Origin of the sequence: Candidatus Bathyanammoxibius amoris (genome assembly GCA_024451685.1) — a bacterium.
GTDB classification, from domain to species: Bacteria; Planctomycetota; Brocadiia; order Brocadiales; family Bathyanammoxibiaceae; genus Bathyanammoxibius; species Bathyanammoxibius amoris.
In genome coordinates, this window is record JAMXCW010000004.1 from 63,600 (window position 1) to 85,502 (window position 21,903).

17 protein-coding genes and 2 tRNA genes are annotated in these 21,903 nt (G+C 52.7%); 9 read left to right on the top strand and 10 right to left on the bottom strand.

Annotated elements, in window-relative coordinates; translation table 11 throughout:
• Positions 1 to 162: 162 nt before the first annotated feature.
• The gene (ftsH, locus tag NOU37_03815; protein MCQ4574361.1) at positions 163 to 2,112 is read right to left on the bottom strand and encodes an ATP-dependent zinc metalloprotease FtsH; all 1,950 of its coding nucleotides are present in this window, start codon (positions 2,110 to 2,112) and stop codon (positions 163 to 165) included.
• A gap of 242 nt (positions 2,113 to 2,354) precedes the next feature.
• Here ftsH and NOU37_03820 point away from each other — a divergent pair.
• Both NOU37_03820 and NOU37_03825 read left to right on the top strand, forming a co-directional pair.
• A tRNA-Pro gene (locus NOU37_03820) sits at positions 2,355 to 2,433 on the top strand.
• Positions 2,434 to 2,521: 88 nt separating this feature from the next.
• Positions 2,522 to 2,941, top strand: coding sequence for a hypothetical protein (locus NOU37_03825; GenBank protein MCQ4574362.1), 420 nt, complete (start codon positions 2,522 to 2,524; stop codon positions 2,939 to 2,941).
• 146 nt (positions 2,942 to 3,087) lie between these two features.
• Here the strand turns inward: NOU37_03825 and NOU37_03830 are convergent, their stop codons facing one another.
• Positions 3,088 to 3,525 (bottom strand): hypothetical protein, encoded by a 438-nt coding sequence (locus NOU37_03830; protein MCQ4574363.1) that lies wholly within the window; start codon positions 3,523 to 3,525, stop codon positions 3,088 to 3,090.
• Positions 3,526 to 3,892: 367 nt separating this feature from the next.
• Between NOU37_03830 and NOU37_03835 the strand changes: the two genes are divergently transcribed.
• The gene (locus NOU37_03835; GenBank protein ID MCQ4574364.1) at positions 3,893 to 4,801 is read left to right on the top strand and encodes a peptidylprolyl isomerase; all 909 of its coding nucleotides are present in this window, start codon (positions 3,893 to 3,895) and stop codon (positions 4,799 to 4,801) included.
• Positions 4,802 to 4,805: 4 nt separating this feature from the next.
• Here NOU37_03835 and NOU37_03840 read toward each other — a convergent pair whose 3' ends face one another.
• The 3 genes from NOU37_03840 to NOU37_03850 form a co-directional block, all read right to left on the bottom strand.
• Entirely contained in the window at positions 4,806 to 7,268 is a 2,463-nt protein-coding gene (locus NOU37_03840) for a DNA internalization-related competence protein ComEC/Rec2 (protein MCQ4574365.1), read from the bottom strand.
• A gap of 121 nt (positions 7,269 to 7,389) precedes the next feature.
• Complete coding sequence (locus NOU37_03845) at positions 7,390 to 7,800, bottom strand: HEPN domain-containing protein (protein MCQ4574366.1); 411 nt, start codon at positions 7,798 to 7,800, stop codon at positions 7,390 to 7,392.
• A 21-nt stretch (positions 7,801 to 7,821) separates the two neighbouring features.
• Positions 7,822 to 7,898: transfer RNA gene (locus tag NOU37_03850), tRNA-Arg, on the bottom strand.
• Positions 7,899 to 8,608: 710 nt separating this feature from the next.
• Here NOU37_03850 and NOU37_03855 point away from each other — a divergent pair.
• From NOU37_03855 to NOU37_03875, 5 genes are all read left to right on the top strand, one after another.
• Positions 8,609 to 9,490, top strand: a complete 882-nt coding sequence (locus NOU37_03855) for a peptidylprolyl isomerase (protein MCQ4574367.1) — start codon at positions 8,609 to 8,611, stop codon at positions 9,488 to 9,490.
• Between the two features lie 18 nt (positions 9,491 to 9,508).
• On the top strand, positions 9,509 to 10,726 hold the full coding sequence (locus tag NOU37_03860) for an aminotransferase class I/II-fold pyridoxal phosphate-dependent enzyme (protein MCQ4574368.1): 1,218 nt from the start codon (positions 9,509 to 9,511) through the stop codon (positions 10,724 to 10,726).
• Positions 10,727 to 10,751: 25 nt separating this feature from the next.
• Positions 10,752 to 12,134, top strand: a complete 1,383-nt coding sequence (gene rsxC, locus NOU37_03865) for an electron transport complex subunit RsxC (protein MCQ4574369.1) — start codon at positions 10,752 to 10,754, stop codon at positions 12,132 to 12,134.
• Between the two features lie 83 nt (positions 12,135 to 12,217).
• The gene (locus NOU37_03870) at positions 12,218 to 13,246 is read left to right on the top strand and encodes an RnfABCDGE type electron transport complex subunit D (GenBank protein ID MCQ4574370.1); all 1,029 of its coding nucleotides are present in this window, start codon (positions 12,218 to 12,220) and stop codon (positions 13,244 to 13,246) included.
• 2 nt (positions 13,247 to 13,248) lie between these two features.
• On the top strand, positions 13,249 to 13,887 hold the full coding sequence (locus tag NOU37_03875; protein ID MCQ4574371.1) for an RnfABCDGE type electron transport complex subunit G: 639 nt from the start codon (positions 13,249 to 13,251) through the stop codon (positions 13,885 to 13,887).
• A gap of 409 nt (positions 13,888 to 14,296) precedes the next feature.
• On the opposite strand, the gene NOU37_03880 is transcribed toward NOU37_03875, so the two are convergent.
• On the bottom strand, positions 14,297 to 16,249 hold the full coding sequence (locus tag NOU37_03880; protein MCQ4574372.1) for an acyl-CoA dehydratase activase: 1,953 nt from the start codon (positions 16,247 to 16,249) through the stop codon (positions 14,297 to 14,299).
• A 247-nt stretch (positions 16,250 to 16,496) separates the two neighbouring features.
• On the opposite strand from NOU37_03880, the gene NOU37_03885 reads away from it, so the two are divergent.
• Positions 16,497 to 16,919, top strand: a complete 423-nt coding sequence (locus NOU37_03885; GenBank protein MCQ4574373.1) for a secondary thiamine-phosphate synthase enzyme YjbQ — start codon at positions 16,497 to 16,499, stop codon at positions 16,917 to 16,919.
• Between the two features lie 189 nt (positions 16,920 to 17,108).
• Here NOU37_03885 and NOU37_03890 read toward each other — a convergent pair whose 3' ends face one another.
• The 4 genes from NOU37_03890 to uvrA form a co-directional block, all read right to left on the bottom strand.
• On the bottom strand, positions 17,109 to 17,267 hold the full coding sequence (locus tag NOU37_03890) for a hypothetical protein (GenBank protein MCQ4574374.1): 159 nt from the start codon (positions 17,265 to 17,267) through the stop codon (positions 17,109 to 17,111).
• Positions 17,268 to 17,499: 232 nt separating this feature from the next.
• The gene (locus NOU37_03895; protein ID MCQ4574375.1) at positions 17,500 to 18,195 is read right to left on the bottom strand and encodes an ImmA/IrrE family metallo-endopeptidase; all 696 of its coding nucleotides are present in this window, start codon (positions 18,193 to 18,195) and stop codon (positions 17,500 to 17,502) included.
• A gap of 44 nt (positions 18,196 to 18,239) precedes the next feature.
• A complete protein-coding gene (locus NOU37_03900; protein ID MCQ4574376.1) occupies positions 18,240 to 18,776 on the bottom strand; it encodes a helix-turn-helix domain-containing protein in 537 nt (178 codons plus the stop codon).
• A 296-nt stretch (positions 18,777 to 19,072) separates the two neighbouring features.
• Positions 19,073 to 21,877 carry an excinuclease ABC subunit UvrA gene (gene uvrA, locus NOU37_03905; protein MCQ4574377.1) on the bottom strand — a complete coding sequence of 935 codons (2,805 nt, stop codon included), beginning with the start codon at positions 21,875 to 21,877 and terminating at the stop codon, positions 19,073 to 19,075.
• Positions 21,878 to 21,903: the final 26 nt, after the last annotated feature.

Below are 21,903 nucleotides of genomic sequence, written 5' to 3' on the forward strand. Positions count from 1 at the left end.
CCCGCTCAAAAAATAGCGGGTCCGCCTCTGGCGTGAGACAAACCCTGTCCCCACATTTTGCCTGATAAATCAGGCAACTACGTATCGCAATAAAAAAAGCAGGCGTTTAGCCTGCCATTTAATTCATACCTGGAACTCTTGCTTTCCAACCCCCGCGCCCTTTTAGCTGCTACCCGAGCCCTCCGGCTTTGAAAAGGTTGTAACCCCCTCAACGGTCTTCTTCTTCTCGTACGCCTCCTTCTTCTTCGCGTATCTTTCCCTCTTTTCTTTCTCCTTCCCTTCAAGGCCCAGGAGTTCTATAATCTGCTCGCCCTCCAGTATCTCAACCTCCTCCAGCTTACTGGCCAGGAGCTCTAGTTTGTCCCTGTTTACAGACAGCATCTGGTAGGCCTTCTCATAACTATCCTTTATGATCCGGGTGACCTCCTCATCGATGAGAATGGCCGTATTCTCACTATATTCCTTTTCCTGTACCAGGTCATGGCCTAAAAAGATATTGCCCGACTGTCGGCCAAACGTCTGCGGCCCGAGCTTTTTGCTCATACCGAACTTGCATACATAGTCCCTGGCCACGTGTGTCACCTTTTCAATGTCGTTGTGCGCGCCGGTAGAAATCTCACCGAAGATCAGAGACTCGGCAGCCCTTCCACCCAGCAGGACACACAGTGTGCCCATGATCTCCGACTCAGTGGTAAGGTACTTGTCCTCCATGGGCAGCTGGAGCGTATAGCCCAGCGCGGCAGAACCCCTTGGTATTATGGAGACCTTGTGCACAGGGTCCGTATTCGGCAACAGGGCGGCCACAAGTGTATGGCCGGACTCATGATAGGCCACCGTCTTTTTTTCCACCGTACTCATTACCCTGCTCTTACGTTCCGGGCCGGCTATCACCCTGTCGATGGCCTCTTCCATCTCTTCCATCTCTACGCATTCCTTATCGCGTCTGGACGCCAGCAGCGCCGCCTCGTTTACCACGTTGGCCAGGTCCGCGCCCGAAAACCCCGGAGTGCGCTTGGCGATAACCTTTAGGTCTACCTCCGGACCCAGCTTTACGCCCTTTATGTGGACCTTTAAGATTGCTTCCCTGCCGATGAGGTCGGGCCTGTCAACGGTTATCTGGCGGTCAAACCTCCCGGGCCTCAGTAAGGCAGCATCCAGGACGTCCGGACGGTTCGTCGCCGCCATAATAATGACCCCCTTCTGGGAAGAGAACCCATCCATCTCGGCCAGCAGCTGGTTGAGGGTCTGCTCCCTCTCGTCGTGTCCACCCCCCAGTCCGGCTCCCCTCTGCCGGCCCACGCTGTCTAGCTCATCAATAAATACGATACACGGGGCCTTCTCCTTTGCCTGCTCAAACATGTCTCGCACCCTGGCGGCGCCCATACCCACAAACATCTCGACAAAATCAGAACCGCTTATGCTGAAGAACGGCACTTTCGCCTCCCCGGCGACTGCCCTGGCCAGCAGGGTCTTGCCCGTACCGGGCGCACCGACCAGCAGCACGCCTTTAGGAATCTTGCCCCCCAACTTCTGAAACCGTTCTGGATAGGAAAGGAAGGCGATTATCTCTTTAAGCTCCTCCTTGGCCTCATCACAGCCTGCCACGTCCGCAAACGTCGTCTTCTCCGTTTCGCTCTCGGTATAAAGTTTTGTCTTCGCCTTGCCGAACGACATGAAGGGTGAACCCATACCCCCCATCCGCCTGAACAGAAAGAACCATATGAGGCCCATCATCGCAAGGGGGAACAGCCACCACATCAGGAAGTTCCCCAGGAAGTTGTTCTCCGCCTCCCCCCTGAAGGTGATATTGCTTGCCTCCAGCTCATCGACCAGCTTCGGGTCATGGACGGATACGGTAAAGAAAGGCACCTCCTCCCAGCCCTCACCCTCCTGGGCGGGTCTCCGGTAGCGGCCCTTTATGTAAGTCTGCCCCACGGAACAGTCTACTATCTCGCCGTTCTTAAGATATTCCTTAAACTGTGTATACGTAACCTCCTCCGACTTGGGTGTCACCATCACCTGTAGCGCATACATTACCAGCAGGAAGAGAATAAGATATCCGATGGAGAAGGTGGCCTTGGATTTTTGCTTCTTTTTTGGCTTTTTTTTCATACCTTTGTCAGGCAGTACTAATTAAATTGGCTCTACTGCAATTCCAGAAAAGTGGCGGGGAAGACCTTTTTCCTGCCGCCATCCCCACAAACGTTAATTATATGTCAAGGTTTCGCGGAAGTCAAAACAATATAAGGTGCTTTTCCATTGACATTTACCACCGTTTATGTCTAAATCGTTTTAAGCTTTTTTCGGCCGAAAATGCAGCCCACACAGGCTGTTACAAGCAGGAAATTTCTTGTCGGGGCGTGGCGCAGCCTGGCTTAGCGCGCTACCTTGGGGTGGTAGAGGTCGCTGGTTCGAATCCAGTCGCCCCGACCATTTTTGGTCTTTGAGGGCCAATTTTCCGCCCACCACACCACACTGCAGACGATAACGCGGACTTCAAATCATTAGGATTAGAATAATTGTGAAGACGCTCGACAAATCTTGCGTTTGGGGGGCGATTGGCGGTTTTATAGTTGCCGGTCTGATTGCTCTCGCATCCCTTACCGGTATCGAGGGGAATGTGTATCTGGAAGGTGTGAGAAACTTCCTGAGCGCCCTTCCACTCTTCGTGGTAATGAAGTTGTGGCCGGGTGCCCCGGAAGTCCTTCTTGCACTTACACTCTTTGTCTACTGGATCGGCCTGGGGGCACTGATAGCATGGGGTGCAGGCAAAGGACGCACCGGGAAGATAGCAGTAACCGTGGGCATCCTCGTCCTCGCCTTCGCCCACTTCGAGGCGAAACTGAACATAGAACACCAGTTAGAAGGCGCCGGAAAGGCTTTTGAGTTCTTTATCCGGGAAATCGACCGGTCGCTGCGAGGCGGGGGGGCCGGGAAATGAAATTGCCGGAGAACTCACGGTAAAACATTCAGAACACCACACCGCTAAAAACAAAAAAGGCGTGAAAGGTTTTGTGAAAAAACCTCCACGCCTTTTGTTTATCCAAAATATCACTAACAGCGCTACGAGTTTTATTTACTAATCTACTACTTCGCGTCCTCGTAGAGGCTGTGATGCTCTTTCCAGGCAGAGCACTCGAAGTTTGCGCTGCCGCTGCCGCTGGTTATCTTCATACGGCAAGCTACTACCGGTGCATGATGACCGCTGACATATACGGGCAATGTGCTGTCCACAAGGCCATACTCCGTATTCCAGGGGAAACATCTTACTTCATACTGTTTGCCGGTATCGGGCACGTTTATGGTGCAGCCAGAACCACTGGTATCGATGCACACATGAGTCTCGTCTATAGAGTTCTTTACCCTGGCGCTAAACTCGGCAGGATGACCCTTACCTGTATCCTTGTTCACCAGCTTACACTTAATGCCTGCAACAGCCTGGTCGCTGAAGGAGTACGATGCCACAGAAAAACACACAAGGCTCCCCAGAACTACAGCTCCTGCCAGCCTCAACAAACTCCTCATATCAAACCCTCCTTTCTCAGCTTGGGTCTTATTTACCTGTACAGTAAACCCCAAAAATTTCGAGCCGACATGCTACTAAATATATCCCGTCAATGTCAAGTGAAAATATGAAATCCGGGTTTGCTTGATTTCACTTGACAACGTAAGTTTTTTAATTAGAATAGATTACGAATTACCATGCGGCCCGCGACTCGCAAGCCCTATCGCCTAATATTAAGCAGAGACGGCATCTGCTATGACCAAACACCCGACGGGCAGAAACGTCCGGTCTAACGGCACTTTTGCTTACCTTTGACCAATGATATCGTGATATAAATGAAAGGGCCTTCCCGTGAACACAGTAATCAAAGCCTTAATTGTTCCCACTATGTCCATTTTAGCCCTGTCATTAGCCTTTACTTCAATGGTTCTGCATGCACAGGGAGACAGGGTAGTGGCAATCGTAAACGGCGAGAAGGTCTATAATAATGCGATAGAAAAGCGTTTGAAAAGGTTGAAAGGTACAGACCCTTCCCAGATGTCAGGTGCCAGGGATATAATCCTCAATGAAATCCTGACAGACATCGTGGTAAATCAGTTTGTAGAAAAGGAAGGGATTCGGGCAAAAGACGAAGAAGTAGAAATCGTTATCAACGGCATGCGGAAAACTCTGAGAGACAACCCCCGCTACAACGGAAAGACGCTGGAAGATATACTGTCAGCGGGGGGTACCAGTATAGAAGAGTTTAAGAAAAAGATAAACAATACCGTCGCCCTGAGAAAGTATTTCACACAAAAGGTTAATTATGACGTGCTCATAGAGCACTTTAACGAGAACAAAGATGCCTTTACCGGCGAGGAGGTCAGGGCCAGTCACATCCTTATAGATACCCAGTCCCTCAAGTCAAAAAAGGACTATGCCGCAGCATTTGGCAGGGTACATAAAATAAAGAAACAGCTTGATGACGGCGCGGATTTCGCCGAGCTTGCCAAGACAAATTCGGCCTGCCCTTCAGCTCAAAAGGGGGGAGACCTTGGGTTTTTCACCAGAAGCGGGATGATGACTGAACCGTTTGCCGCCGCGGCCTTCAAACTGAAAGTGGGGGAGATAAGCGAACCCGTTCAGACGGAGTTCGGCTTCCATATCATAAAGCTAACAGACAGAAAAGGGGGCGGGAAAGTAGTCTTTGAGGACGTTAAAGACCAGGTTGAAGAACACTACATTGACCATCAAATAGAGAATCTCATAAGGACACAACTATCCGGAGATGGAATTGAGATAAAAGGCTTTGATTAGCCGGTTACAGTTCCCCGTCCTTATAAGTCCACACCTCGGTACCTTGCCCGCTTATCTTGACAAAGACGGCCCCCGTGTCACGTGTCTGCAGTACAAGACTGCCTTCCGGCTTCTGAGCTGACAGGTCCTTTATCGAACCGGCACTTACAAGTATATAGCGAGGGCTCGCTGCCGCGTACAGGTCGGCAACATTACTTATGTAGTTACCATGGTGTGGGGCCTGGACGACGTCTGCCTTGAGGCTATATCCCGAATCCAGCAGGGCCTCTATACCACGCCTTTCTATGTCTCCGCAGAGAAGGATTCTTTTACCGCAGTATTCTATTAGCAGCACACTGGAGGTGTCGTTGCGGGAAAGCCCTTCCGCACTGCCTGGCGGATTAAGAACCTTTGCCTTTACCCTGCCCAAACCCCCGAGTTCCACCCCTTTTTCAATAACCTCAACCGAAACGCCCTCATCACCAAGAAATTCCAGGAACCTTCCAGCGCCGGGTGAATGCAAGAACTGTTCGTTCAGCAGGACCTTGCGGACGCAAAATCTTTCAACCAGGGCAGGCAACCCGTTATAGTGGTCTTCATCCCCATGAGATACGATGACAGCATCAAGCGTTCTGACACCGTTTTGCCACAGAAACGGGGTGATGACCCTCTCCCCCACGTCAGACCTCCCCCGTTTCCCGGCGTCATAAAGCACGTTCTTACCGTTGGGGAACTGGACGAACACACAACTCCCGTGCCCTACGTCCAGTTCCGTGAGCAAGAGCGCACCATCACCCTTGAGCCATACGCCGGGGATTATCTGGCCATAAACATATATATTACCCACGATAAGGCTGAGGCAGATAATGTAGCCGGGCCTTAACCCCATTACCCCCCTTAACAGAAACAACACGGCCAACGCATACAGCCCGGCAAGCCACGGCCAGGAAGGCGCAGGACTATAAAATGAGCATCCCGGTACGGAAGAAGCGAAGGAGATAATGGCCTTTGTTGCCATATCGGCACCCTGAGCCACATACGCCACAGGGGTTGCCAGGGTGGGAGATACCGCACCCAGGGGCAGTATAATAAACCCGCAGACGGTAATGACCCATATCAGCGGAAAAACAATAACGCTGAGCGGGGCCCCCAACGGTACGATTCGGTGAAAATAATAGAGTATAAGAGGTGAGGTCGCAATCCAGGCCCCAAGTGAGATACAGATGCCCGCGCGGAGATACGGCCACAGCTTATGGTACATCCGCGGGCGTTCCGCATCCACCTGGAGACGTTCCACAAACATCGATTCACCCCAGAAAAAGGTCTCTATCCTGGGCGCCAGGTAGACTATACCCAGCACCCCGGACACCGATAACTGGAAACCTATGTTAAACAGGTCGTTCGGATTCAAAATAAGCATGACCATCACCGCGGCCGCAATCCCGCTCGCGAAGTCCCACTGCCTTCTGACCAGATACGCGCCAAATATGAATATCACCATCAGCGTCGCCCTGAACACCGGCGGCTTCAGGCCCGTCATTAGCGCGTAAGTGCCGGCAAGGACAATGATTAGCAGGACGATTGCCATCTTCGGCACCCTGAGAATCTGTAAGAGCGAATAGACCGTTAACACAAGTATGCCTACGTGTAGCCCGCTTATGGCAAGGAAGTGCAAGGTGCCCGTTCTCTTGAAATCCTCTATCACCTCTCTGGGAATTTCGCTGCGGTCGCCGAGGATGAGTCCGGCCAGAGTGGTGTCGCTGCCCGGAAGGGCCGACGAATTGATGACGGCCAAAAGCCTGTCCTTGAGGCCGTATATACCGCGGAAGAGAAGGTTGCCGTGGTTTTCTCCGGTTAACTTCACGTTACCGGCATTCTCCACGCCCATTATCACACGGATGTTATGGCCTTGCCTCTGTAGATAACGTCTGTAGTCAAACTGTCCCGGGTTCCCCGGTCCATACGGGATAAAGACGTTCCCCAACACCTCTGCCACCTGTCCATAATCGTAGCGGGGAAATTCATCGCCATAAATGTTTACCAGCACCACGCCCTTTACCTCGTGCCACCCCGTCCCGGTCTCCACCCCTTCCACCCTGAGAGGGAAACGCAGGTAAGACCTGCTACCACCCCACGACTGTCTCCAGGGTAATGGCGGCGGGGCTAACTGGCGCCTGACAGGCACGTCCGCGATAACCCCGCGAAGCCGCATCAGGCTCTTGTCTTCTGTGACCAGGTTTACAATCTCGTCTGAGGCGTGAGAGTAGAAGCGCACGTAGTGGTAAGAGGCCCCTGCCAGAAATGCAGCCATAAGGCAAACAGACATGTACACCAGACCTGAACGCCATGTGAACAGGGTGCCCCAGCAGACGGCAAGTACACTGACGGCGAGGGTAAGTAGAAGAGGGAAGGGCAGCTGTACGGAGTAATCCAGAAAAATTCCCGCGGCGAACGCCAGGACAATAAAGAGGAGTGGTCTGTGCTTCATGTGAAAAAAAACTCCCCATACGGATGTCCCTGAAACCTGTCGGCGTTACAGGGTTATTTTCTATATGCCTATCGTATGACGTCCGGCCGTGTCAGCCCGTAACGCGAGCAAGGCCCCGGGTTCAGCTCCCTGACAGTGTTTCCTTTATCCTGTTGGTAAGGTCCCAGGCGTCTCTGAGGTCCCCGGCAAGCTCCTTGTAGGAATGTTCAACGAGTGGACCGCTGGGATAACACTCGTTCGCGTAATACCCGGTAATCTTGTCGCAGAACTCCACGTACCCGCCGAGGCCGTCGTCAAGCTCCGCCGCCGCTTTGATAAGAATCCTGAGTTCATGGGTATCCTGGGGACGTTTTCCGCTAACGACCAGATAGCCCTTTAGATACTTCTCCACTGCCTGATGTATGTGGAATGCGATTATGTCTGTGTAGCCCTGCCTGTCGAGCAGCAATTGCGCCGTCTCTATGTCGTGGCTTCCCCTCTCAAACCATGCGCCGGCCTGATCTTTTAATCCTTCGTCCAGCCCTTTGTCCACAACACGTCCCCCTTTTTAAGATGGCGCCCCCAGCAGGACTCAAACCTGCGGCCTTCGGTTCCGGAAACCGACGCTCTGTTCAACTGAGCTATAGGGGCGTCTTTAACCCGGTACAAGAATCCCGTCCTTATCCGGGCAATAATACCGTATTCTCAAGAAAACTCAAGATGCAAGTCACTCCGAAACGCTTACCCGTCGGTCCCGGCCCAGGCAGACGGGGAACTCTGAAAAAGTCACCCCGGTGTTATTATGTCATTCTGAGTTTTTTAAGCGAAGTCACACCTGAGGCTGGAAGCCCGCCGGTTTGTTTGGAGGGCGGATGCGCCTCCGGTGCAGGTGGGGGTGAACAATCACCCTCCCCCTACCCCCTCCCCTCAAGGGAGGGGGAAATAAGGGAAGGCCCTTCAAGCCTATGGCAATACGACCTGAAGACCTGCCAAACTGTTACCTGAGTTTTTTTGAAGAATTACACTTTGGCGTGGCTTCCCCTCAAGGGAGGGGGAAAGGTGAGCCGTTCCCGTCGGGGCAGGAGAATCAATGGGGGAAGACCCGTTCAGGTGAGGGGAATAAAGAGTCCTACGTCCACATACTCCACAAGGGCAAAAACCAAAAAGCAGTTGACAGTCAATACTGTCCCTGATATAATCCCGCGCTCCATGTTTATGTGTTTTTTAGACTTATATTTACGTTAAAGGGGCCAACCTCGGAAATGTCAATAATATCCTCTTTTTACAATAAGGCCCATTTTCTGTTCATAGTGACGGTGACGCTAGTTTTAACATGCCTGTTGCTTCCGTGTTGGAGTCTCATGGCCGAAGAGCAGATTACAGAAACAGAAGACGTAGCGCTTCTGGGACCTGAAAGTGAAATAGTCGCAGTGGTCAACGGCCAGAATCTGACCCGTGGTGCGCTCGCGGACCTGCTGATAGAGAGTTTCGGCGAACAGGGGCTCGACGTGCTGATACGAAGAGCCGTTATTTATCAACAGGCCGACACGCTGGGACTAAGCGTCAGTCCTGAAGAGGTAAACGAAAGACTGGAGAGGCTCCTTGCCAGGGAGATGGACAAGCTTATGAAGGCAAGAGGGCTTGAGAGCGAAGAGCAGCTTCAAGAGGAATTAAACAATATGGGGGTGGACCTGGAAGACTTGAAAGAGAATATGACAGATCGCCTGAGGAAGGGAATGGAGGTAGAAATACTGGCGGAAAAGATAGTGGAAACGACCGTAACCGTTACCGATGAAGACCTTGAAAGGGCTTATGAACAGCAATACGGCGAAAAGATAGAGGCAAGCCAGATTGTAGTAGACACGAGAAAAGAGGCCGATGAAGTATCAGGCAAGCTCCAGTCCGGGGCCGATTTTGAGGCCCTGGCCAGGAACGTCTCAATAGACCGTTTATCGGCCGCGGCCGGCGGCAGGATGAGGCCGTTCAGCCCCGACGAAGGGGTCTTCGGGCCAAAGGTCGCATATCTGGAGATAGGGCAGATAAGCGACATAATAAGGACCGATGACGGCTACCACATATTAAAGATAGTCGACATAAGAGAAAAGAGTTCAAAGGATTTTGAAGACGTTAAACTGGAACTGGAGAAAACCGTTATACAACAAAAGGTGCAAAAAAGGCTCGCCCCCTGGTTAGCCAGCGTGCTTGAAAGAGCAGAAGTAAAGAAATATCTCGTCACATATTAAAGACCTCCTTCCAATCGCATGAGAGACGCTAAACTAGAGACCACTCCCCAGGAATTTACCGTCAAGGTGTCCGGCCGTGTCAAACGCCTGCCCCCGTATTTGTTCGGCAAGCTCAACCAACTGAAATATGAAAAACGGAGCCAGGGAGTAGACGTCATAGACCTTGGAATGGGAAACCCAAATGACCCCACGCCGCCTCCTATCGTAGAGAAACTGTGCGAGGCAGTCCAAGACCCCAAGAGCCACCGCTACAGTGTCTCTGCCACCGGCATACCGCACCTGAGACGTGAGATTGCGCATTTCTATCAGAGGGAATGGGGTGTGGAGCTTGACCCGCGGAAGGAAGTCGTTGCCACCATCGGTTCAAAGGAGGGCATATCACATCTGTGCCTGGCACTGCTTGAGGACGGTGACATGACACTGGTGACCAGCCCGGCATTCCCGGTACACCTGCACGGACCGGAGCTGGCAGGTTCCGAAGTAACTACGATTCCTCTCAGGGACGAAAAAGAACTTCTGGCAGACATTACACGGGCCGTAGAGACCGTTCACCCCCGGCCCAAGGTGCTCATACTGAACTTTCCACACAACCCTACCGGCCGGACGGTGGAGCTTGGGTTTTTCGAGGAAATTGTCGACCTCGCGAGAAGATACAACATCATAGTAATACACGATTTCGCCTACTGCTGCCTGGGGTTTGACGGCTATAAACCCCCCAGTTTTTTGCAGGTCAAAGGGGCCAAGGACGTGGGTATAGAGTTCAGCACCTTTTCAAAGAGCTACAACATGCCCGGGTGGAGGCTGGGATTCTGTGTGGGCAACCACAAGGTTGTCGATGCCCTGGCGAGGATAAAGGGATATTACGATTACGGAATATTCCCGCCCGTGCAGGTAGCCGGCATCATCGCGCTCAGGGACTGCAGGAAATACGCGGAACAGCAGGCCCTCACTTATCAGCAGCGCCGCGACGTGCTCTGTGACGGACTCAACCGCATAGGCTGGGAGGTAGAGAAACCCAGGGCCGCCATGTTCGTCTGGGCCCCCATTCTGGAAAGATACCGTTCCATGGGCTCCGTGGAGTTCAGCTATAAGCTCCTAAACGAGGCCCGGGTATCTGTGGCGCCTGGAATAGCTTTTGGAGAAGATGGCGAGGGTTTTGTAAGATTCGCCCTGGTGGAAAACGAGTTGCGCCTGAAGCAGGCCGTACGACAGATACACAAAGCACTGAACAAATGAGACGACAGCAACACGGGAGAGCGAAATGGCAGTAACCGGAGGGCTTAAGAGCTTTGGCGGAGGGATACATCCCCCCATAGACTGGAAATCACTATCTAAGGACAAAGAGATAACACCGGCACCGCTGCCGGAAACGGCCTACGTATTAACGGCTCAAAATATAGGCGCGCCATCCAAACCCATAGTGGCCAAGGGCGATGAGGTGAAGAAAGGCCAGAAGATAGCCGAGGCCTCCGCCTTTATCTCGGCACACATCCACGCCCCGGTATCCGGAGTGGTGAAAGAGATAACGTTCAGACCCCATCCAGTTACCGGCGCGAGAACCCCCACAATAGTCATAAAAAGAGGTAATGATGACGAGTGGGCACCCGGCCTGAACGAAGAAACAGACGTAGACGCCCTTACACCGGACGACATCAGAAATATGGTAAAGGAGGCCGGCGTTGTGGGTCTGGGCGGAGCGGCATTCCCCAGCCACGTGAAATTGACCCCGCCTCCCGGCAAGACGGTTGACACTGTTATACTCAACGGCGCGGAATGTGAGCCATACCTCACCCGCGACTACCGTCAGATGATGGAAAGGCCCGGGGAAGTGATCAAGGGCCTTCGGATTATCATGAAATGCCTGGGTGTGAGCGATGCCTATGTGGGAATAGAGGCCAACAAGATGGATGCCTACGAGAAGATGAAGTCTTTCTTGGGCGACGACTCGAACATAAAGGTGGAACTCCTTGAGGTGAAATACCCCCAGGGAGCGGAACATCAGCTGATAAAGTCCATAACGGGCCGCGAGTTCAAACCCAGCCAGCTGCCCCTGGAGGCAGGTTGTGTGGTACACAACATCAGTACCGCCTATGCCATTTACGAGGCCGTGAAGTGGAAGAGGCCCCTCATAGAGCAGATAGTGTCGGTTACGGGCGACGGCGTCGAAAACCCCGGAAATTTCCTCACCCGGATAGGGACGCCGGTGGAGACGCTGCTATCCCTGGCGACCATGAAGGAAGACGCGAACAAGTTGATCTTCGGAGGCCCCATGATGGGCATAGCCCAGCAGAGCGCCGCCGGTAACACCATAAAGGGTACGGGCGGTATCCTGGTTATGCGAGGGGCCGAGACCTGGGAGTTCCGCGCGTGTATCCGGTGCGGGAAGTGCATTGATGCCTGTCCGTATGGCCTGAACCCCAGCTACCTGAGTATATTCTGCGAGGCCGAAAACTTCCAGGGTGCCATGGAGTACAACCTCATGGAGTGCAAGGAGTGTGGATGCTGTACCTACACATGTACCTCCAGGAGACCCATCGTCCACCTGATAAAGATGGCCAAGTACGACCTGGGCCGAGAGAGGGCCCGGGAACAGGCCAAACAAAAGTCTAAAGGAGCCGAAAAACAAACAGTGGCCGCGAAATAAGGAAGTCTTTTTCTTAGCGAAGTTTTTTTCTATAAAAGTTTCCCCCTCGGCAAAGAGGGACCTTTAACCTGAGGAGCGCTTTGATGGCGGAGACACCGGAAAGAATTGGGTTAATTGTCAGTTCCTCTCCCCACATCCGAGGTCCTGAAGACATACCCAGGGTAATGTGGACAGTGATAGCTGCCCTGATACCCGCGGGCCTGGTGGGTGTTTATGTCTTTGGTTACTATGCCCTCGCAACCATCTTCCTGTGCGTGGCAAGCACCCTCGCAACGGAGGCGGCCTGCCAGAAACTCAGGGGCAGGCCCGTTACAATCACGGACGGCAGCGCCGTCATAACGGGAATACTGCTGGCGTACGTGCTGCCACCCAGTGTCGCGTGGTACATCCCAGTGGTGGGCGGGGTATTTGCGATAGCCGTGGTAAAACATACCTTTGGGGGATTGGGAAACAATATATGGAATCCCGCGCTTGCGGCCAGGGCGTTCCTGCAGCTTGCCTATCCGGCGGCCATTAACTCCGACTGGCGCAGCCTTGAGAATGCGGGAGTCCTGCAGAATATAACACTTACAGACGAGAACGGCCAGCTCATAGGCGCCGTCACCCGGGCCACCCCGCTGTTCAAAGAATCGGGGTGGGAGCAGTATGACTACATGAGCATGCTTATCGGCAACATCCCCGGATGCATCGGAGAGACGTCGGCCGTCGCGCTGATGTTGGGAGGGTTTTACCTGATTTACAGGGGATACGTGGACTGGAGGATTCCGCTGGGTTTCATAGGCACGGTGTTCATCCTGACACAGGTCATGCCGTCGAGCATAGAGGCGCCCTGGGCCAACGACCCCTTCTACCACGTCCTGGCCGGAGGGCTTATGCTCGGGGCCTTCTTCATGGCCACCGACATGGTAACCACGCCTCTTACCAAAAGGGGCATGGCCATCTTCGGCATCGGCTGCGGGGTACTTACCGTGTTAATCAGGTTCTACGCCGCATACCCTGAAGGGGTGTGTTACGCTATACTCCTCATGAATACCGTCACACCGCTTATTGACAGGTACACACAGCCTAGACTCATGGGAGTAGGAAAGGCCGCTTCGGGAGGAAAGGGATAACCATGGGCAAGAGACTGCAATACACTCTGGTACTGGGCGTCATAGCTATGGTTACGTCCGTCGGCGTAGGCGCCACCTACGTCTTAACAAAAGACCGGATAGCCCGGAAGGAAGCGGACCGGCGAATGGAGGCCCTCCTGACGGTCATGCCGGGGATAGCCGGTGACCCCGTGCAGCTAACGCCTCCTGAGACGGCCCCGGAGGACAGGGTGTTCAAGGGCCAGGACAAAGACGGCAACGTGGTGGGTTACGCCGCCCTCGGCAGGTCTCAGGGATACTCCAGCACGTTGAAGGTGATGGTCGGTCTTACGCCGGACAAGGACAAAATCCTGGGAATCAAGGTGCTGTATCAGGCGGAGACGCCCGGCCTGGGCACGAGGATAGTGGAGATTGCCACCACCAAGACCCTCTGGACCATGATATTCGGCGGAGAAAAGGCCGCCGCCACAGAAGAGGCAGTAAGCCTGACACCCTGGTTCTGCGACCAGTTCAAGGGCAAGACCCTGAACCAGCTTGAAGTGGTGAGGCAAGAGGATCCGGCCAAAATCACCGCCATAACCGGCGCCACCATAACCACCCGCGCGGTGGTAAAGGCCGTGGAAAACGCCATCGCAAAGGTAAAGAAAGCGCCACAGCCGTAGCAACCCCGGACCGGGGTCAAGAGCGGTTTTTCAGTCTACAAATTATCCCGCATTTCTCCCGTCATTATGAAGGTACAAGACGGAGAAAAATCTGCCCTGCCCGCAACGGTGTATCAAGACAGACTTCATATGTTCCCTTGGTCTAAAACAATTTGTAGCGGCAGAGTTTACTCTGCTTCAACGACCGTAAAGGTCGTTGTCTACCATAATTGTCGAGCAAGCTCGAACGAAAGTGAGACCTGCCTCTGGCACGGCTCGACCACTACAGAAGGACTTTATTTGTGTAGCGTGCCAGCTTGCTCCCACGCTACATTACCGCCAACCTCCCCAGCGTGCCCCTTCGCTATGCTCAGGGTTTTGGCTCAGAATGACGTAAGATACCGGGGTAGCTTTGGGTGTGGCACAGTTGTTAATTCTTTGCGGTCTGGAGTTGTTCCAGGAAGGCCTCGATGCGGGTCTTTAGCTGGCCCTCGTTCTGGCGGCCATAGTCGCAGGTAAGGTGTAACACGGGGACGTTGTGCTTATCAAATTCCTTCTTGATGAGCGGATAATCGTAGAGCGAGTGGTCACAGAATTTCAGGCTGTGATAAATCGCCCCATGGATAGACATCTCCTGGATCTTCGTGAGTACGTTACTTATCCTCTCAGAGGCGTTCACCATCCTTGAACAGGGAGACCTCTTCAGATACCTGTTTGCCAGCGACATAAACGGGTCCCCGTTGACCTCGACCAGCACGTCATAAAACCTGGTGCCGCTGCACAGGTCGTCGGCCACTACCCTGGCCCCCGCGTCCTCAATAATCTTCACTATCGCCTCGTCCTCCAGGATGCCGCCCCATATTAAAAGCCTGGGCGCGTTGTTGGTGTCCTTCACCCGCCTCTTATCCTTCATAAGCAGCTTCAGGTAATCGGTGAACTTCTCGGGCACGGCATTGATACCCTGTTTGAGGAGTGAAAACACCTCATAACCGGAGTGGCTGAGGTACCCGCTCCAGCACCTGTGCAAGAAGAGTTTTACCCGCTTGCGCATCCTGTTGTAGCGGTTTATGCTGTCCTTAATCTCCTCGTTGGTGATACGCCGTTTGGAATGAACCTCCAGTTTTTCCTTAAAGTTTACGATAAGTTTGGCGAAGTATTCGACGGCGGCATCGTCGTTGGTCTTGGGCATGTCGATGATGTAGTTAAACTTTTTGTCTCCGTCTATGGCACGCCAGGCGTCGTAGAGCCTTCTCATGCCGTCGCATGAATTCACAAAGACCATCCCCTCAAGGTCGTCCAGCGCCCCGGAAAGTTTTTCTTCCATGACCGACTTGATGTAAGAGCAGAGGTTGGCGCATAGATGCTCCTCGGCGGCCCCGTCACAGTTCTCCGCGCCCTTTATCCGGACCGGATGGAAGCCCGCCGCGCGTATTATCTCAACCGGGGTGTACGTGCAAAGATAGCCTATCCTGGGAAGGGTGTCATCTTCAAGGGAGGCTCCTGCTTTAAGGATGCTCTGGGCGTTTGAACCCTTCTCCGCCTTCAGCCCTGAGGAAACAGTTCGCGGCTCGGCGGCAGCGCCGGCAGTCACCTTCTTTTTCTCAGTCCTCTCAACGGCTTCCAGGCCGATAAGCGCGGCCCCGACGGCCCCTGTTATCTGAGGCTCTTCGGCTATCCTGAACTTTACCCCCAGGAGCTTCTCCAGCTCCTTGACCATACCCACGTTCTTCGCCACACCACCGCTCATCACTACCTGCCCTTCTACGCCCACGCGCCGGACCTGTGCGGCAATCCTCTTGGATATGGCCATATGCAGCGCACGGCATATATCCGGCACCTTGTGGTCGGCACCGATAAGAGAGACCACCTCGGACTCGGCAAAGACCGTGCACAGACTGCTTATAGACAGCTTCCCACTCCCCTCCAGCGACAGAGGCCCCATCTCGTCGAGGTCTATCTCCAGCGTCCTCGCCATTACCTCAAGAAACCTGCCCGTGCCGGCGGCACATTTGTCGTTCATCACGAAATCGAGGACGCTGCCGTTGGGGTCTACCTTAATGACCTTTGAGTCCTGCCCGCCTATGTCTATAACGGTCCTGGCGCGGGGGAAGAAGAAATGAGCGCCCTTTCCGTGACAGGTTATCTCAGTGACCACTTCGTTCGCGAAGGGTACACGTATCCTTCCGTAACCTGTGGCAACCACATACCTTATGTCCTTTTCCAAAACCCCCGTGGTTGCGAGCATACTGGCCCATATCTTATCCGCCGCCTTTTTGCTGCTGGCACCGGTGGCAATTACCTCAGAGGCAATAACCTCCTTCTTATCATTCATCAGCACGGCATCCGTTGACAGGGAGCCAATGTCTATGCCAACGCAGAGCATGAGCGGATTGTCCTCCTCCTAAAAATCATAAACCCCTCCTCAAGATTACGGCAACACCCGGCAGGAACTATTATGCAACTGGTAGAAGCGAATAATAGCAGACCACGTTTCTCATTGTCAAGAATGTATTTTTGTTTCTTCCAGTTACCCTTTGTGTATCCAAATGTGCTTGCAAAAAATCGGCCATAATGCTATTTTCGTGTCGTATTATAAAAAGAAACGACATCGAATTATATGAAGGGAAGCCATGCCTATCGTTAGCATTTCAAAGGAGATAGAAACAAACGGCTATTCAGATTGCCGCGACATAACCCCTGAGGTCGAGAAGGCCGTAAGGGACTCAGGCATAACCTCCGGCCTGGTAAACGTCTTTATACCGGGCTCAACGGCGGGCGTAACCACCATAGAGTTTGAGGACGGGGTGGTCAGTGACCTTTCCGGCGCAATGGAAAGGCTGTTCCCAAAAGGGATGTCCTACAAGCATAATGAGCGCTGGCACGACGGAAATGGTTTTTCTCATGTGAGGGCCGCGTTCTTAGGGCCTTCTCTTACCGTGCCTTTCACGGACGGAAAGCTCCAACTGGGCACGTGGCAGCAGATTGTACTGCTCGACTTTGACAACCGAAAACGCGAACGCCGCTACCTGATAAATGTTATGGGGGATAATTAAACGGGATTGGCCGCAGCGCAGGGTTTTTGGCAGACCTTTGGATGGACGTGTTGCCTCGGATAGTGTGACTCAGTCGCTGCAAATGCGCACAGGGAGCTTCCCCTCTTGGCTCGCATATCGGCCTGGAATCAAAGCCCTTGCTGCTCAGATTGTCACATCCTGATCCTGGATAACACCCGGGTACTCAACCTAATGCGCGTGTCCCCTGGGAAAGTAACGGTGCAGCCACTCGCCCGTTACGTGCCAGAGGCCTACAGCTATCTTCTTTACCCAGTGTCCAAGGAAATATACGGTGAGTACCAAGCATAACAGTATGGCAAATACCAGTATAGATATTTCCACTCCCATGTCTCTTTCCCTCCATATATATTATACCACAGTTGTGATAGAGAGGATGAAAAGCCCGGTAGTCCATTAGTGAGGCCGTTGCGCCTTTGTGCAAAGACGGGTAAGCTGTGTCGTGGGGGCGAGTACGGGTTCCGTGTGAGTTCTCTCTATTCGCCGGAGAGAGCGGGGTCGCTGGCGGTTTTACTTCTCCGGCATACCCGGCTGGGAGAGGGGAGCATGACTTCAAGAAGGATTATTGAAAGTCTTCAATTTCTGTCTTTGTTATTACGCGTTTCCAACCGTCCTTAAATATCGGCCAGCCTGTAACACTCACCCCGTCATCCTTTAGCATCACCTGCTCGGCCCTGTCGTTGACGGCCTTCATGCACTTTGTTTCCAGAGGGAATACCTTTTTTGCACGTGTTGCATAAGAACTCTTTCTCCTGTAAAGCTTACCGTTATCGAAGATAGTTATTATAAGGGGTTTGAAGTCCACCATGCGGTATGCAATAATTTCGTTGCTTGCGGTAGAATAGAGATTCTTCAATGCGGTAAGATCAAATTCCGTGGCCTCGGCGTCTCTGTGGAACCAGTCCCCGGGCAGCAGCAGCGAGACGGCCATATGATTACTTGCATCCTCGACGTAGCCCTGTCCAACCTTACCTGCCAGCATCATCTCGCCTATCTCGTGGGCTACGGTGAAATGCTTCCTGACCGACATCCCGGGGTTATTACTGCCCAGCATAATTACGCCTATGCCCCACCTGCTCCTGCTATAGCCTCTGGTGCCGAGTTCGCGGTCTATATGCACAGAGATGCCAAGCGCCTTTGCCAGGGCAAAGGCGTCGACAGGGGGGCCTTTGACATTGAGTCTTGAAAGTAGCGTCCTAGCTTTGTCTTCCACCATCTCGACGATGTCAGGCCATTCTGTAAGCTCGACCATGCTCATTCAGGGCCTACACATTTAGGGAAAGCGAGTGGAAAAACGCTATTTTACTGGCCTTTATCTATGGAGTCAAGGAGGGATAAAAGCAGCGGACGGTTTGGGCCAATGAGGATACGCTTACATTTCTCCACGGCGTCGTTTTCCTCTATATGCCTGTTAACCCAGTACTCCGGGTCTACAGGAGAACCGCCGTAACCTCTTATAGAGGAAAGTTCATCAACGTCTTTTTGTGTGAAACCCATGAGCTTCTCGGGGTTTGTCTGGAAGTATTTCCTGAAATCCTCCGTGAGTGATGCCAGGTCGATAGCTTCACCCGTATCAGACATCATCTTCCTGGGCTTACTGTAGTGAACCCTGTCAAGGGGTCCGGGAGGGTAGCCTTTGCTATCATCTAGCAGATAATCCACCGTTACGCCAAAGGCCCTCGATATTTTTATAGCCGATTCGCCCTTTGGTTTCCTGTTCAATTTCTCGTATGCCTGATAAGTGGAGATGGGTATTTCGGACTGTCGTGCCGTCTCAGACCTGTTCCAACCCTTCTCCGCTCTGAGATGTCTCAGTTTTTCTGTTATCGTTATCGCCATAGCTCAATAAACTCCTATCATCTAAGGTGCTTCACTCTTTGATGCGCCAGTGGCTGGCCCCTATAAATATTATTTAGCTTTTTGCTACTTTCTTCAAACTTAATTTAATTATTGTATTATCCTGCATCATAAGTTCAACGAAAATCACGTTTTACTGAAAATATTCTTTAAGTAAACACTGACTTTTTTGGTGATATTTGCACACACGACAGCCCGCTTGCCAGCTTAGTGTAAAAAATATATGTATGTGTATTGCGGTGGGGTGGGGAATTCTGCCAGCTTTTACGAAGTCTCCCTCATTTTTTCAAGTATTCTCTCAGGTACTTACCGGTGTAGGAATCCCTCATCCGGGCAATCTTTTCCGGCGTGCCTGTACCAACTATGTGGCCTCCTTTCTCTCCACCTTCAGGGCCAAGGTCTATGATGTGATCGGCACACTTAACGATATCGAGATTGTGCTCTATAACGATTACCGAATGGCCCTCACAAATCAGCCTCTGAAAGCAGTCAAGCAACTTCCTTATATCGTCAAAGTGCAGGCCGGTAGTAGGCTCATCAAAGAGAAAGAGTACGTCCTCCCGGCCTCTTTGTGCCAGGAAGCTGGCCAGTTTCAGCCTCTGTGCCTCTCCCCCCGAAAGAGTAGTTGCGGGCTGGCCGAGGTGAAGGTACCCCAGTCCAGTGTCCTCCAGGCATCGCAGGGCATTGACCGTAGCGGACGAACCTTCAAAAAATTTCTTGGCCTCCTCAACCGTCAATTCGAGAACATCATGTATGTTCTTCTCCCTGTACTTTATGTCTAACACGTCCCTTCTAAACCGTCTGCCACGGCATTTTTCACAGGTAACAAAGACGTCGGCAAGAAACTGCATGTCCACCTTGCGGTACCCCTCCCCCTGACAGTTGTCGCACCTGCCGCCGGCAACATTGAAGGAAAACGCGCTCGGCGTTAAATTCCTTATCCTGGCCTCTCTTGTCGACGCAAAGAGTTTACGTATCTCGTCAAACGTCTTCATATACGTAATGGGGTTTGACCTGGGAGTTCGTCCTATCGGCGACTGGTCTACTAACATCACATCACTAATATTTTCTATGCCGACGACATCTTGATGCTTCCCTACCGTTCCACGATACCCACCAAACTTCTTTCTTAAGGCGGCATACAGCGTGTCTTCCAGCAGCGTGCTCTTTCCAGAACCGGACACACCCGTCACACAGACAAACATGTTTAACGGAAACGTTACGTCTATGTTTTTCAGGTTGTTCTGGCTTGCGCCCTTCAGGACTAAAGCCCCGCCAGCAGGCCTCTTCCTGACGGCAGGGACGTCGATGGTCCTTCTGCCGAGGAGGTAGTCGCCCGTAAGTGAACCGTTCCTCTTCGTGAGTTTCTCAATCGGACCCTGATAAACGACATGTCCACCCTTCTCTCCAGCCCCCGGCCCCAGGTCTATCAACTGGTCTGCTGAGTTTATGATGTCCCTGTCGTGCTCCACCACTACTATGGTGTTGCCCAGGTCCCTCAGGCTCTTGAGTGTGGTTATCAATCTCCTGGTATCTTTCGGATGAAGACCGATACTCGGCTCATCCAGTATATACAACACGTTAACGAGAGCGGACCCCAGGGACGTTGTTATATTTACCCTCTGGGCCTCACCTCCGGAAAGCGTCCTCGTAAGACGGTCAAGCGTAAGGTACCCAAGACCTATCCTGACCATGTAATCAAGCCTTTTTCTTATCTCATGGAGAATAAGCTTCGCCACCTCTTCCTCGTAATCGGTAAGCTTTATGTCCCGGAAGAAGTCACGGGACCGCTCTACCGTCAGGGCGCAAACGTCACCCATAGTGGCCCCGTTTATCTTCACGTTCCGGGCCTTGGGGTTGAGCCTTGTACCATTGCAGTCGAGGCATATAACATAACTTCTGTACTTGCTCAGGAAAACCCTGACGTACATCTTATACTTCTTGCGTTCGAGCCAACCGAAGAACTCCCGAATGCCACAAAACTTCGGTGTGCCATCCATAATAAGCTCCACCTGTTCAGCCGTCAGCTTATGGAACGGGACATCAAGCGGGATGTTGTAATCGGGAGCGGCGCACTCCAATTCTTCGTTTAGATGGCAATAGGCGGGCGTGCTCCAGGGCTGTATGGCGCATTCACGGATGGACTTCTCCCTGTCCGGCACGACAAGGTCCATATCTATTTCAATGGTGTTACCGAAGCCCTGACACCTGGGACATGCCCCTATGGGACTGTTAAAGGAAAAGAGGTTGGGTGTGGGTTTAGGGTATTCAATCCCACAGTAATCACAATAAAAACGGTTGCAGAACCTTAGTTCTTGTCCTTGTCCCATGTCCAAAAGGCATATTCTGAGATGTCCCGCACCCAGCCGGAAAGCCGTTTCCAGGGCATCCGCGAGGCGCTCTCTTATCTCCGTTTTCACCACCAGTCTGTCCACCACCCCCTGCACGCTCCCGGCGCGGCGGAGATTAAACCCTGGCTCCTCTACAAGGTCAACCAGCCGGCCGTCAGACCAGAGTCTCACCAGGCCCTGCTCTTTAAGAAGGGCGGTCTGCTTTTTACTGGAGAGCCTGGGGCTGACGGTGAGAGGAAAGGTAACCAGGAACCGGGTGCCCCGGTCGAGAGACAGGACCTTTTCAACGACCTGTTCTACTGAATTACTTTCTACCATGCGGCCGCAGCCCTCGCAGCAGGTCTTCCCAATGCGGGCAAACAGTAGCCGGAGGTAGTCATTCAGCTCAGTAGCGGTACCAACCGTGCTTCGCCGGCTTTTTACGGGGTTCTTCTGCTGGATGGCTATGGCGGGCGGGATGCCTTCGATGTGGTCGACGTCCGGCTTGTCCATCCTGTCCAGAAACTGTCTGGCATAAGTGGAGAACGTCTCCACATATCGCCGCTGACCCTCGGCAAACAGGGTGTCAAAGACCAGGCTGGACTTTCCCGAGCCGGAAACACCCGAGACCACCACAAACTTCCTCAGGGGTATTTCCACGTCTATGTTCTTCAGGTTATGCACACGGATACCCCGTGCTATGATGGATTTTCCCCTGCTACTTTTGTGGTTGGGCATTCGTGGTTTCGGCATCGTGTCGGGGCAGAGTCCTTCTTGGT